At 38.2% G+C, this 12,138-nt stretch carries 13 protein-coding genes; 3 read left to right on the top strand and 10 right to left on the bottom strand.

The annotated features are described in order from the left end of the window. Nucleotides 1–24 precede the first annotated feature (24 nt). From Q4443_RS01295 to Q4443_RS01270, 6 genes are all read right to left on the bottom strand, one after another. On the bottom strand, nucleotides 25–1,146 hold the full coding sequence (locus Q4443_RS01295) for an AAA family ATPase (RefSeq protein ID WP_000156039.1): 1,122 nt from the start codon (nucleotides 1,144–1,146) through the stop codon (nucleotides 25–27). Nucleotides 1,147–1,149: 3 nt separating this feature from the next. Beyond that, on the bottom strand, nucleotides 1,150–1,872 hold the full coding sequence (locus Q4443_RS01290; RefSeq protein ID WP_000434516.1) for a hypothetical protein: 723 nt from the start codon (nucleotides 1,870–1,872) through the stop codon (nucleotides 1,150–1,152). A 10-nt stretch (nucleotides 1,873–1,882) separates the two neighbouring features. Then, nucleotides 1,883–3,571 carry a hypothetical protein gene (locus tag Q4443_RS01285; RefSeq protein WP_049500006.1) on the bottom strand — a complete coding sequence of 563 codons (1,689 nt, stop codon included), beginning with the start codon at nucleotides 3,569–3,571 and terminating at the stop codon, nucleotides 1,883–1,885. Nucleotides 3,572–3,684: 113 nt separating this feature from the next. Further along, nucleotides 3,685–3,957 carry a PspC domain-containing protein gene (locus Q4443_RS01280; RefSeq protein WP_049500008.1) on the bottom strand — a complete coding sequence of 91 codons (273 nt, stop codon included), beginning with the start codon at nucleotides 3,955–3,957 and terminating at the stop codon, nucleotides 3,685–3,687. A 59-nt stretch (nucleotides 3,958–4,016) separates the two neighbouring features. After that, nucleotides 4,017–4,466 carry a SprT family protein gene (locus tag Q4443_RS01275; protein WP_049500010.1) on the bottom strand — a complete coding sequence of 150 codons (450 nt, stop codon included), beginning with the start codon at nucleotides 4,464–4,466 and terminating at the stop codon, nucleotides 4,017–4,019. Further along, nucleotides 4,453–6,582, bottom strand: a complete 2,130-nt coding sequence (locus Q4443_RS01270) for a Tex family protein (protein WP_268721783.1) — start codon at nucleotides 6,580–6,582, stop codon at nucleotides 4,453–4,455. Before Q4443_RS01270 ends, Q4443_RS01275 begins: the two co-directional genes overlap by 14 nt. A 130-nt stretch (nucleotides 6,583–6,712) precedes the next feature. Here Q4443_RS01270 and Q4443_RS01265 point away from each other — a divergent pair, with 130 nt between their 5' ends. From Q4443_RS01265 to Q4443_RS01255, 3 genes are read left to right on the top strand one after another with little or no spacing between them, the layout of a single operon-like run. Continuing rightward, nucleotides 6,713–6,844: an SPJ_0845 family protein gene (locus Q4443_RS01265; RefSeq protein ID WP_000268696.1), complete on the top strand. Its 132-nt coding sequence runs from the start codon at nucleotides 6,713–6,715 to the stop codon at nucleotides 6,842–6,844. Beyond that, nucleotides 6,845–7,750: a permease gene (locus Q4443_RS01260; protein ID WP_049518788.1), complete on the top strand. Its 906-nt coding sequence runs from the start codon at nucleotides 6,845–6,847 to the stop codon at nucleotides 7,748–7,750. Then, nucleotides 7,747–8,565: a TIGR03943 family protein gene (locus Q4443_RS01255; RefSeq protein ID WP_049518789.1), complete on the top strand. Its 819-nt coding sequence runs from the start codon at nucleotides 7,747–7,749 to the stop codon at nucleotides 8,563–8,565. Before Q4443_RS01260 ends, Q4443_RS01255 begins: the two co-directional genes overlap by 4 nt. A gap of 18 nt (nucleotides 8,566–8,583) precedes the next feature. Here the strand turns inward: Q4443_RS01255 and Q4443_RS01250 are convergent, their stop codons facing one another. The 4 genes from Q4443_RS01250 to Q4443_RS01235 all read right to left on the bottom strand — a co-directional run bounded on the left by Q4443_RS01250 (nucleotide 8,584) and on the right by Q4443_RS01235 (nucleotide 12,133). After that, nucleotides 8,584–9,195, bottom strand: coding sequence for a lipopolysaccharide assembly protein LapB (locus Q4443_RS01250; protein WP_049518790.1), 612 nt, complete (start codon nucleotides 9,193–9,195; stop codon nucleotides 8,584–8,586). A 17-nt stretch (nucleotides 9,196–9,212) separates the two neighbouring features. Further along, a complete protein-coding gene (locus tag Q4443_RS01245) occupies nucleotides 9,213–10,265 on the bottom strand; it encodes a hypothetical protein (RefSeq protein ID WP_049518791.1) in 1,053 nt (350 codons plus the stop codon). An 8-nt stretch (nucleotides 10,266–10,273) separates the two neighbouring features. Next, nucleotides 10,274–11,047: a nucleotidyltransferase domain-containing protein gene (locus Q4443_RS01240; RefSeq protein ID WP_001194454.1), complete on the bottom strand. Its 774-nt coding sequence runs from the start codon at nucleotides 11,045–11,047 to the stop codon at nucleotides 10,274–10,276. 135 nt (nucleotides 11,048–11,182) lie between these two features. After that, entirely contained in the window at nucleotides 11,183–12,133 is a 951-nt protein-coding gene (locus Q4443_RS01235) for a bifunctional riboflavin kinase/FAD synthetase (protein ID WP_049518792.1), read from the bottom strand. Nucleotides 12,134–12,138: the final 5 nt, after the last annotated feature.

The raw sequence follows: 12,138 nt of genomic DNA, 5'->3' as shown, positions 1-12,138 counted from the left end.
TTGATGATGTATTCTTTCAATTAATTATATTTCTATATAAGCAGAACAGTTTTCTTCTAAAGAAAAGTCTTCTTTTATCAACAAGGTTAAATCTTTTGAAGTCAAATTTTCACTTTGATCAATTCGAACTGCTTGATTCATTATTAAATCTTCATAAAGATTTCGAACAAAACGACCGTTAGAAAAATTGGTAAGATTACTTTCTAACTTATCATTAAAATAATTTAATAATATTTCTTTCAACTTATCGTCTATCTGGTAGTCATCTTTTCTTGCTATAGTTTCAAGAATATCTAACAATTCTGTAGAAGAATAATTTTCAAAATTAATAAAATAATTAAAGCGAGACTTCAGACCAGGATTCGATTCAAAAAAATGATTCATTGGATCAGTATATCCTGCAACAATAACAATTAGATCATCTCTTGAATCCTCTAGAGCCTTTGTCAATTCTGTTAAACATTCTCGTCCATATGAATCCGTATTGTCATTTTCTGTAATACTATAAGCTTCATCTATGAATAAAACGCCACCTTTTGCTTTTTCAATGACACTTTTTACTTTTAAAGCAGTTTGACCTTGATAACCAGCGATTAAATCTGTTCTGGAGACTTCGGTAAAATGCCCCTTTGAAAGAAGGCCTAATTGATAATACATCCGACCTACAATTCTGGCCACTGTCGTCTTTCCAGTACCAGGATTCCCCATAAACGCCATATGTAAAGTTCTCTTTGGTACTTTTAGCCCAGACTCTTTTCTTTTGGACTGAACCTTTTGATATATAACTAACCTCGAAACTTCCTCTTTAACTTTTTGTAAACCAACTAATTGATTTAATTCCTTCATCAATTCATCCAAAGAAGAGTTGTTACGTTTTCCTAACTCCTTCCCTAGTATTTCAAAAAGATAAGAGTAACCTAAATAACAAGCTAAATTATCAGATAATTCTTTTAGCGTTTGACTTATCTTGCTTATTTTATTCTCTTTTTGAAATAAATATATAGATTTATATAAATCTGCTACTTTATTTGTGTCTGAATGATCAATTATAATCTCATTCACTTTTGTGAGAAAAGTCGACTCATTACCCAGTTGTCGATCCAATTTTTTGGCGCTCTCAATTAGTTTATCACGGGATATAGTCATAATCTACCTCAAAAACATAAAAAGTAAAGCAATAATTAACATTCCAATAGATACTCCAGATATGATAAAAACTGTAAGTAGTCGATTGGAAATAAGTTGAATTTGTTCTTTACTTTCTTTCAACTCTCTTCTGAGTTCTTCAATCTCAGCAGTGTGAGAGACTGGTTCCAAAGGAAGCTGACTAACAGCGCCCTCTAAGTTGACAATTCTATCATCTAGTGTAGAAAGTCGTTCCTCATGTTCGACGATAGAATTTTTACTTTTTTCTTCGTTAAATTTCTCTTTAAACTGCTTAAGAGCTTCTAATGTTAATTTTTGTTTCTCTATGGTTTTATCAATACGAGCCTGCTCTTTCAGAATTTTTTTGTTGTTATGTTCAATGGCAGCTACAGAAGAAAGAATAGCTTGAATATAATCTTTATCCAGCGCTTCTAAAGCTTTATAAACTTGACCAAATTCTTCAATAAGTGTTTGTTGATTATCATAAAATTTTGAAATGTAATTTTGAGTTTGTTCAACTAACGTATTAAACTCGTTTCCTGTCACTCCATGTTCAGCAAACTCAAAACCGAAGAAATCATCGTGAGTTCTAACTTTATCAAAATACAGTTCATCTTGACTTTGTTCAGCAAACTCTTTCAGATGCTCTTTCGCTTCATCGAAATCATGTTTGCTAATGTTTATTTCAAATTTTTCCTGTTCTTGCTCAACTACTTCTTGTTCCATATTTATCTCCTTAATCTAGTAAATCTTGTAATAATGCATCAATCTCATCAAAGTCACTTTTTTCGTCTCTTGTAGATTCTTCAAAAATATCTGATAGCTTTTCTTTCATTATTGAAGCAGCCATATCGTGTCTTTCCTTAATAGTATTGATAACAGAATCTTGTTCTACTTGAAGCTTTATGCTCTTTACATCTAGTAATTGATCTTTGATTACTAACATTTCATTATTTTGATCAATTTTCTTAGAACTTAATTCAGTAATCTGTTTATTGACAATTTGCTGATCAATCATTTTTAATACAAAAGCGCCAATAATTCCAGATAAGGTCGCTCCCATAAAAGTTCCAATAACACTGCCGATTGTTCCTAAAAGTGGTATAGAAACAGCTAGGACTGGAAAACTAGCTGTGAGAGAAGCTCCTAAAGTTTCTCCTAGTACAATTGCCCCAGTAGCCGATAAACCAGCAACAACAATTTTACCGATTTCTAGCATCATTATCTGAACACTTTTTTCTTTGTTATCTGGATTGTTTAGATAATCAATTGCTTCTTTTAATGACTTCCAACCTTGGTGAATAAATGTCCAAGCTTTAAGAAAAGTGTTAATTACAGGTCCAACTATCGCAGAAGCTATCATCGTAACCACTGATTTCCCAACGTTTAATAAGTGGTTTGATAAGTTGTTTACAAATGAAATGATGGCCTCTTTTATCTTTTCAATAAAAGTTGATAAGTTTCTCTCTGTCTCTTTAAGCCAAGAGATAAATTTTGAAATTAACTCTCGCAAAAATTCTGATAGTAACTGTAAAAGAGCTGCTTTAAAAGCTTTTCCTGAAACTTTTAAAGCCTCGTCACGTCGTGATTTTTTACCAGATTTTATAGCTCGCTTCTCAGCTTCATCTCTTACTCTATCGTATTCCTCGCGTGCCTCTTTATCTTTCTCAATTAACTGTTTCTCTTCTTTTGAACTAATATTATGGACTTCTCTAGCGTATTGCCCTTTAGAATTTGGATTATCAAATAATTCAGTTGTAGATTGATCACCCTTCGCTTGATTAACTTCACTCCTAATTTCGTTAAGGTTAACTTTACTATTTGCAAAAGCAATCTGCTCTTCCTTTGTCAAAAAAGCATTTGCCTTTGGATCACGTATAATCTCTCCTGCAGAAACTGTATGATCCATCTGAGTTCCTTTTTCTTTTGAACCTGTTGGTCGTCCTGCGTCAAATGGTTTTCTCGCATCTTTGGTTAAAGTATTTACAATTTTTCCTGAACGAGTTGAGTGTGTTTTAATATTTCCTAAGTCATCTTTAACAAAATTATTTTGCCAAGTATCGTATCTTTCTTGATAATCGACATCTCTATTATGAGTTGCTAGTTTTCCTTTTTCAAAATTTTCAGCAGTTTGTATATGTGCGTCTTTTCGTAAATCTAGAGTTTGACCGTTGTTATCTTTAATAAACTCTTCACCTATTTGGGCAGCAAGTTGAAGTTGTACTTGTTCCCAAACTATATTTTCAATAGATTCTTGAAGGTATTCATTATTTTGTAATTTTTCTCTATCTATATCAACTTGCTCTATGTGTTCAACAACATCCTTAAGGTTATTTTCTAAAGAATTTTCTATTTCAAGTAACTGTTCATAGTCAAAGTCAATTTCAGAACTTTGTAATTCAAACGTTTTATTTTCGTTAGCCATATTAATCTCTCTAAATTATTGTATTCACTGATTTATTATACCATTTCAGGATTTGATTTGACAAGTTTAAAAAAACTTCGTCCTCTTGGACGAAGTTCATGCTTCAACTATTATCACCAAAACCATCCATCATTGTCTTCAATGGCTTGGGCTTCCTTGCGTTTGCGTGGTCCTGTTCCATACATTTCTGCTTCGATTTCTTCCTTAGTTGGCAGGATAGAGGCTAGGATGATGTAGATAATCACGCCAATCCCAAAATTTGATATGGTAAAAATAGCAAAGAGAAAGCGAACTAGAGTCACATCAAAATTCCACTTGTCTGATAGACCAGCTAAAACTCCCGATACCATACTATTTCGTTTCATTTTATAAAATTTATTATTCATGATTTGTTCCTCTTTCGGTATTCTTACAAGTAGTATAGCATGAAACAGGTTCACAAACATCAGTCCTTAGGCCGATTTAAGATGACGAGTTTACCACGGCAGACGCCACAACGATAGCGTTTGGTATCAATCCTTCTCTTACGCTGATAACTTTGCTGGCAAGATTGGCACTGATAGACTAGGTAAGCACTTTGAGATTGTGTTTTCATGGGTGGTACATAGCGCAGTCCATCCACTTCTTTCAAAAGTTCTTTAAAATCTCGGTCCTTATGTCGATATCCTTTTTTCTGAAAATAAAGGTGATAGTGACAGAGTTCATGGCGCACGATTTTGCGAAAGACTTCCAAACCTAGTTCATTATAGACCTTGGGATTAAAGTCCAAATGCCCATCCTTGGGGAAAAATCGCCCACCTGTCGAACGTAGACGAGAATTCCACTGGGCTTGGTGTATAAAAGGTCTACCAAAGTCTTCGAGTGAAACAGACTGAACGTACTCAGTTAGATTCATCTGGAGCGAGGAGCGACAGATTGACTTTTTCACGCTCGGTATCGATTTTCTTAACCCAAACCGTTACCAAATCTCCAACAGACAACACTTGGCTGGGATGTTTGATAAATTTGCGACTCATATGGGAAATATGAATCAAGCCGTCCTCGTGAATCCCGATATCAACGAAGGCACCGAAGTCAACGACATTACGCACCACACCTTCCAGCTTCTGTCCGACAACAAGATCCTTGATGTCCAGTACATCTTGACGGAGAACTGGAGCATCAAAAGAGTCACGGAAATCACGACCTGGTTTGAGAAGGTCAGCAATGATATCTTTAAGGGTTTCTGGACCGAGGTCTAGTTCTTGCGCCATTTCTTTGACTGAAAGTGACTTGAGTTTGCTTTGAGCTTCTTCATTCAAGTCCTTGATATCCAAGCGTTTGAAGAGCTCCTTAACTGCAGCATAGTTTTCTGGGTGAACTCCAGTATTATCTAGGATATTGCTACTTTCAGGGATACGGAGGAAACCAGCAGCCTGCTCAAAGGCTTTAGCACCCAGACGAGGAACCTTCTTGATTTGAGCGCGTGAAGTGATTTTTCCTTCTTCTTCACGGTATTTGACAATATTTTCAGAAATGGTCTTATTGAGTCCAGCTACGTGTGAAAGAAGTGCTGGGCTGGCTGTATTGATATTGACACCGACTTGGTTAACTACGGTATCGACGACAAAGTCCAGACTCTCAGACAGTTTCTTCTGACTGACATCGTGCTGGTACTGGCCGACACCGATTGACTTAGGATCGATTTTGACCAATTCGGCAAGCGGATCTTGTAAACGACGGGCGATAGAGATAGCAGAGCGTTTTTCAACAGTTAATTCTGGAAATTCCTGACGAGCAAGATCGCTAGCAGAGTAGACAGAAGCGCCACTTTCATTGACGATAACATAGCTGACTTCTGGAAAATCTTTCAGAACTTCTGCCACAAAGGCTTCACTTTCACGACTGGCAGTTCCATTTCCGATAGCAATAATTTCTACACTGTATTGACCAATCAAGTCTGCCAAATCTTTCTTGGCTTCTTCGATTTGACGAGCTGAGGCTGGTTTAACAGGATAAATGACTTGAGTCGTCAGCATTTTCCCTGTTGCATCAACGACAGCCAGCTTGGCACCTGTACGAAAGGCTGGGTCAAATCCAAGAACCACGCGCCCTTTCAGTGGAGCAACCAAGAGGAGATTGCGCAGGTTGTCAGAAAAGAGTTGGATAGCTCCTTCTTCTGCCTTCTCAGTTAATTCTGTCCTAATGCGTCGTTCGATAGCAGGCAAGACTTTTTTCTTAACTGACTGTTGAACTACTTCATCTATATAGGCATTTTTCACCTTGAAACGAGCAGCAAAGAAAGATAAGATACGGTCCGTCGCATGTTCAAAGCCGACCTTCAAAATCCCTATTTTTTCCCCACGATTGAGGGCTAAGGTACGATAGCCCTGCATGTTGCCAACTGTCTCTGAGAATTCGTAATAAATCTGAAAAACTTGTTTTTCATCAAGGCTTTCATCCTTGACTTGCGAAGTGATTTTAGAGTGTCTCAACACTTCCTGATAGGTCAGTGAACGCAAGGTCACATCTTCGGATAGGGCTTCTACCAAGATATCAACCGCACCTGCCAAGGCTTCTTGACCAGTCGCAAATCCTTCACAGACAAACTTCTCAGCTTCTTTCTCTAAACCATCTACATTTTGCAAGATCAAGCGTGCGAGAGGAAAGAGTCCAGCTTCTCGGGCAATAGTTGCCTTGGTTCGACGTTTTTCCTTATAAGGAAGATAGAGTTCTTCAACGTCTGCTAATTTTTCAGCTGCCAAAATAGCGGCTTCCAATTCCTTGGTTAGTTTGCCTTGTTCTTGAATCTTAGCCAAGACAGCTTCTTTACGGTCGTTGAGATTTGTCAGATTTTTATCCAAGTCGATAATGGCCTTAATCGCCACCTCATCCAAACTACCAGTCATGTCCTTTCGATAACGCGAGATAAAGGGAATCGTCGCCCCTTCTGCTGTCAAACTTAGAACAGTATCGATTTGCTTTAAGGTTACTCCCAAATCTTGGGAGATTTTTTCATATTTTTTATCCATAAACCTATTATACCATAAGGAACTGCCCTTGTTTCGTCCTACCCTTTTTTACCTCTTTGATTATCAAAATAATCCCTTTTCCACAAAATAATAGTATAATAGAGATAGAATATAGAAAAGAGGTAGGCCCATGGCTGTTAAATTTACAAAAACGGATGATTTGGACAAGATGTTTGAAGAATTCGCAAAACTTCCTGACTTAACACAAGTCACTTTCCCAGATGACAAAGATAAAAAAGAAAAAGTTGAGAAGAAAAAATAGATGACTGTTTTCCAATCTCTTCCTCCTAGTGTATTACAAGCGGGAGCTATTTTTCTCTCCATCATGATTGAAGCCCTTCCTTTTGTCCTGATTGGGAGTCTCATTTCGGGGTTGATTGAGGTCTATATCACACCTGATAAAGTTTATGAGTTTCTTCCTCGCAATCGTTGGGGGAGGATCTTTTTTGGTACCTTCATTGGCTTTCTCTTTCCTTCTTGCGAATGTGGAATCGTTCCGATTATCAATCGTTTTTTGGAAAAGAAAGTGCCCAGCTACACAGCGGTTCCTTTTCTGGTGACTGCTCCCATCATCAATCCTATCGTTCTTTTCGCTACATATTCTGCCTTTGGCAATTCAATAAAACTTGCCTTCTTGCGAGCGCTGGGAGCTATTTTGATTGCTCTGGTGCTTGGGATTTTCCTAGAATTTTTCTGGAAGGAATCCATTCAAAAAGGGAATCCTATCGCTTGTCATGAGCATGATTTTTCTCATTTGAAGCCTGCTAGAAAAGTCTTTCAGGTCTTTATACAAGCTATTGACGAGTTTTTCGATATAGGGCGCTATTTGGTCTTTGGTTGTCTCTTTGCAGCTATCGTGCAGGTCTATGTCCCGACTCGGATCTTGACCTCTATCAGCGCAAGTCCAGTCCTTGCGATTCTCTTGCTCATGTTTTTAGCCTTTCTCCTCTCTCTTTGTAGCGAGGCGGACGCCTTTATCGGTGCTTCTCTCCTCTCGAGCTTTGGCCTAGCGCCAGTCCTTGCTTTTCTGGTCATTGGCCCCATGCTTGATATCAAAAATCTCCTCATGATGAAACACTACCTCAAAATCAACTTCATCTGGCAATTCATGGGCATCGTGACAGTGCTTGTCTTGCTTTATTCTTACATGTTGGGGGTGATGCTATGATCCGATTTATCATTCTACTAGGTTATTTTGCTCTGACCCTTTATCTGCAGCTATCTGGCAAGCTCAGTCACTACATTAACCTCCACTATTCCTATCTAGTCTATATCTCCATGATCCTTTCCCTTCTGTTGGCTCTAGTCCAATTCTACATCTGGATTAAGAAAATCAACTCTCACAGCCATATGGAAAGTCGTCGAGCTAGACAAATCAGCATCCTGTTACTGTCACTACCTCTCTTGATTGGAGTTGCCTTTCCGACAGTAAGTTTGGACTCGAGAACCGTATCTGCTAAGGGATATCATTTCCCACTTGCTGAGGGAATCGACACAGCCATTCAGGCAAGCGAAGGAACATCCAGTCAATACCTCAAACCCGATACCAGCACCTATTTTTCCAAATCTGCTTATGAAAAGGAAATGAGGTCTACAGCTGACAAATACCTCACCCAACCAACCATTCAAATCACTGATGAAAACTATATGGAAGTCATGGAAGTTCTCTATGACTATCCTCAAGAGTTTGAAGGAAAGAAAATCGAGTTTACAGGCTTTGTTTATAACGATCCTAGCCACCCAGATAGCCAGTTCCTCTTTCGCTTTGGAATCATCCACTGTATCGCAGACTCTGGAGTATATGGACTCCTGACCAAGGGAAACTCACGCCAGTATCCTGACAATACCTGGATTACCGCCAGAGGAACCCTGACCCTCCATTACCATAAAGAACTCAAACAAAAACTCCCAACACTAGAGGTTGAGAGTTTCACAAAAGTAGACAAACCAGAAAATCCTTATGTCTATCGCGTGTTTCAATAAAAATGTAGCCTAAACAGGCTACTTTTTATTATTTAGTAAGTTTCTAACCTCTTGAGCACCAATCTGATCGCCAGCCTTTTCAAAAAGAGCGATAGCTTGTAAAAAATTTTCATGTGATTCTTCAGGATTTTGTATCGAACCAATCTCTCCTAAACCTCTATAAGCACAAGCTTGGGCAATCAAATCATCTGTTTGCAAAGCTTGTTTTAAGGACTGTTCCATATACATGAATGCTTCTACTACTTTCCCTAGCTTTAATCGTAAATAACCTTGCTCATAATTGTTAACAGAAGATTTGAGGGTATCCTCTGTAAAAGCTTCTTCAATGACTTTTTGCTCTCTTTCGATATAGAAAAGGACTGTTTGAAATTCATTCATTTCACGATAAACCATGGCTAACTGATGATAGCCTATATGTTCATTTTCTGGGTCGCTTTTAGTTCGTGCTAAGTCAATGTAACGCTGATAGATACTTAAGCACTCGTTGTATTTTTGCTCTTCAAGATAAATATACCCCATCAAATTTAACAAACTAAAATCTGTGCAAGTTTCCAATAAAAAATCAGCTTCAACTAATTTTTTAGCCTCATTAATCTTACCCTCAAACAATAAATCCCATGCTTGATTCATACATATCCTCCCGCTTCTTACGTTGTATAGAAAAAAATTGACAAATCGCTATCAGACTCGTATTTTTTCCAAGCTAAACTGAAGCCATAATAATCTTCAAATTCAGGGTGCCAGTCATAATAAAGTGGGACACGACTATACTTTCTTGCTACAACTTCGTCTTCAAATTCTGGCGACTCCCCTGCAGTAATACCAAATTGAAGACCATTTAGTTCCCAGATATTGCCCCAAACATTTTCATCAGAGAGAACATCGATCCATCTCGAGGCATCAATATCAAAATCTGCACATAACTCCAATTCATAGAATCTTCTACAATTAATCTCTGAAGGCTTTATATAAAGGGCGCTATCAACTTGGTACTTTTTATCTTTGACTTGAATCTGTGTGATTTTCATTGGAATCGGAACTCCATTTAATTCTAACCAGAAATAGCCTAAAGGAGTTTTGATACTATAATATGTTTGCTGAGAGTTGGGGTTAGCGTTTTTGGAGCAAGCATCAAGAATTCTTCCCAGCTTTATTATATTTCTACAAACGTTTTTCGAAGTGATTGGGTCGAAATGTGAATACCTACGAATGACACGTTTTAACTTTTCAACAGGAAAAGTGATATCCTTTGGTAGGGCATGATACTTCTGTACAACTAAAGCAGTTTTTTCAGTATTTTCCTTCCCGACTGGGACAATAACAGCGTGTCCTATATGGATATTTGGGTCATCACAGATATAAGTATAACCATTCCCTCCCTCCTGAAACTCAACCACAACAAGATTTAACTCTTGATCTGGATCAAAGAGAGGCTCTACCTTTTCTACTTCTTGGCGCTCATAAAAAGTAAAGCGCTCTCTCTCCCCGTCTTCGCCAAAAACCATGAAACTGCCACACTCGGGGCACTTCCACATATAAAATGATGCTTCAGAAATATCATCATAAGAAATTTTATTATGGTCGTCAGCTTTATTTATGATTTCTTCAAACAACTCATCCGAATAAACTGAATAAGCATTTGGATCGGGCGCTCGGCGGTCATTCATTGCTTGCCCACATTTACATGTCCATTTACCCATAAAAAACCTCAGTCGTGGCCTAATTCTTCAAGGAAAAATTGATTTAGAGCTTTCCACTCTTTCTTTTCCTCTCTAACACTTTGAACGTATGCATCCAACTCTTGGATGTTAGCTAAAATATAATCTTGAATTGGCATTATCGGATCAATTTCCATACCTTCAGATCCATTTACCTTGATATCAAGCAATCTTGACACATGCTCTTTCATCTCATCAGGAAGCAATTCTTTGACCAAATCGTCAAATAAAATTGGAGGAACAGAATGGTATTTTTCAATCCAACGACAGGCCAAAATAGGACGCAGCGCATAGAAATACTTTTTAGGTTTGACCTTGTCTCCTGAAAGATACTTATTCATTTGAGTTCTAGCAGTGTTCAAGTAATGGTGGAGCATTTTCTTCTCAGAAAAATATTGGTTGGCAAGTGGACGTATGCGCTCAATAAAATCCGTTTGTTGATAAACAATTGGTGACTGTAACCATTCAAACAGTGTAGGATTAGACTTATAAAGGAGTTTTAAAGTCTTGTCTAAATCCCAGCCACTCACGTCCCAAGTATCGTCAATTGGTAGCTCGATAACATCACGCTGTTCATTCAAACGGAGATAAAAATCCTGCTTGTGTTTGTAGATAAATCGCACATCAAAGTCACTATCAGGAGACTCAAATCCCCAGGCACGACTACCAGACTCGATAGCCCACAAAACTTTGACATCGAAATCACGCTCAATTTCTGCTAATTTTTCCGGTACCAGAACATTCATTTCTTCTTGCGTTTGCATAATAAAGCCTCGTCTATATTCTGAGCATAAGTAGATGCTAAAATAGGGAATTATGGGAACTAAAAAGAATTATATCACTCTTTCAAAACTACAATCAAATAAACTAAACCTTCTATAAACTTATTCAGACGTTTTCTATACCTGAGCCCCTTGAATGACCGAGTCTCTATCCTTCCAGTTCCGAGCAATCTCTTCGTCTTTCTGGAGTTGGTCTACCAGTTCCTCTACGGAGTCAAATTTGACCATATCACGGACACGGTCCAGCCAGTAGACCATGACGGTCTCACCGTAAATATCATCTGAAAAGTCAAAAATATTGACTTCAAAACGTGGCTCTTCTCCATCGAAAGTAACATTTTTCCCAACGCTTGCCATGCCACGATATCTCTGACGTTGTACTTTTACATCAACTACGTAAACACCGTCTGCTGGCATATAGGTTCGATCTCTGAGGACTAAGTTGGCTGTTGGATAACCGATCGTACGCCCACGAGCATTTCCGTGAACGACCATGCCACGAGATGGGAGCGGAGTGCCGAGTAGATGGTTGACTTCCTTGACATCTCCATCAAGAATAGCTTGGCGAATCCGTGTGGAACTAATCTTTCCCTTTTCGTCCTCGACCGGAGGAACAATGATAATCTCTCCATCAAAATAGTCCTTCAGTTCATCCGCAGTTTTCTTATCAGAGCCAAAAGTATAGTCAAATCCTGCTACGATAATAGCTGGTTTTAGAGCTCGAACATAGGTATCAAAGAATTCTTGACCCGTTAAACTAGCAAATTTGCTACTAAAGTCAAGTAAGAAAAGAGCCTCTACCCCATGCCATTTCATCTTGTGCTCCCGTTCCTCATGATTGACGATATGGAGCATAAGCTCAGGTTGGTATGGTTGCAAGGCAAGTTTTGGCGACTCTGTAAAGGTCATTACGACAACTGGCAGATAATCCTTCATCGAAGCCTTGCTGGCCACTTCAAAGAGTTTCTGATGTCCCTTGTGTATGCCATCAAAATAACCTAGTACAAGGACTGTTTTCCCTGGTACTGCAATATCTTTTTCGTTCTTAATAGGTACTGTTGTAATCATGAAAC

This window comes from Streptococcus sp. GP0011, from assembly GCF_030546305.1.
In the GTDB taxonomy this organism is placed as follows: domain Bacteria; phylum Bacillota; class Bacilli; order Lactobacillales; family Streptococcaceae; genus Streptococcus.
Note: the sequence above shows the minus strand (reverse complement) of the source record. Positions and strands in the feature narration are given on the sequence as shown.

Coding starts and splice junctions, on each gene's coding strand:
- Q4443_RS01270 (WP_268721783.1), bottom strand. CDS start 6,582: ATGGATAAAAAATATGAAAAAATCTCCCAAGATTTGGGAGTAACCTTA.
- Q4443_RS01250 (WP_049518790.1), bottom strand. CDS start 9,195: ATGAATCAAGCATGGGATTTATTGTTTGAGGGTAAGATTAATGAGGCT.
- Q4443_RS01260 (WP_049518788.1), top strand. CDS start 6,845: ATGACTGTTTTCCAATCTCTTCCTCCTAGTGTATTACAAGCGGGAGCT.
- Q4443_RS01295 (WP_000156039.1), bottom strand. CDS start 1,146: ATGACTATATCCCGTGATAAACTAATTGAGAGCGCCAAAAAATTGGAT.
- Q4443_RS01290 (WP_000434516.1), bottom strand. CDS start 1,872: ATGGAACAAGAAGTAGTTGAGCAAGAACAGGAAAAATTTGAAATAAAC.
- Q4443_RS01285 (WP_049500006.1), bottom strand. CDS start 3,571: ATGGCTAACGAAAATAAAACGTTTGAATTACAAAGTTCTGAAATTGAC.
- Q4443_RS01255 (WP_049518789.1), top strand. CDS start 7,747: ATGATCCGATTTATCATTCTACTAGGTTATTTTGCTCTGACCCTTTAT.
- Q4443_RS01275 (WP_049500010.1), bottom strand. CDS start 4,466: ATGAATCTAACTGAGTACGTTCAGTCTGTTTCACTCGAAGACTTTGGT.
- Q4443_RS01240 (WP_001194454.1), bottom strand. CDS start 11,047: ATGCAAACGCAAGAAGAAATGAATGTTCTGGTACCGGAAAAATTAGCA.
- Q4443_RS01265 (WP_000268696.1), top strand. CDS start 6,713: ATGGCTGTTAAATTTACAAAAACGGATGATTTGGACAAGATGTTTGAA.
- Q4443_RS01245 (WP_049518791.1), bottom strand. CDS start 10,265: ATGGGTAAATGGACATGTAAATGTGGGCAAGCAATGAATGACCGCCGA.
- Q4443_RS01280 (WP_049500008.1), bottom strand. CDS start 3,957: ATGAATAATAAATTTTATAAAATGAAACGAAATAGTATGGTATCGGGA.
- Q4443_RS01235 (WP_049518792.1), bottom strand. CDS start 12,133: ATGATTACAACAGTACCTATTAAGAACGAAAAAGATATTGCAGTACCA.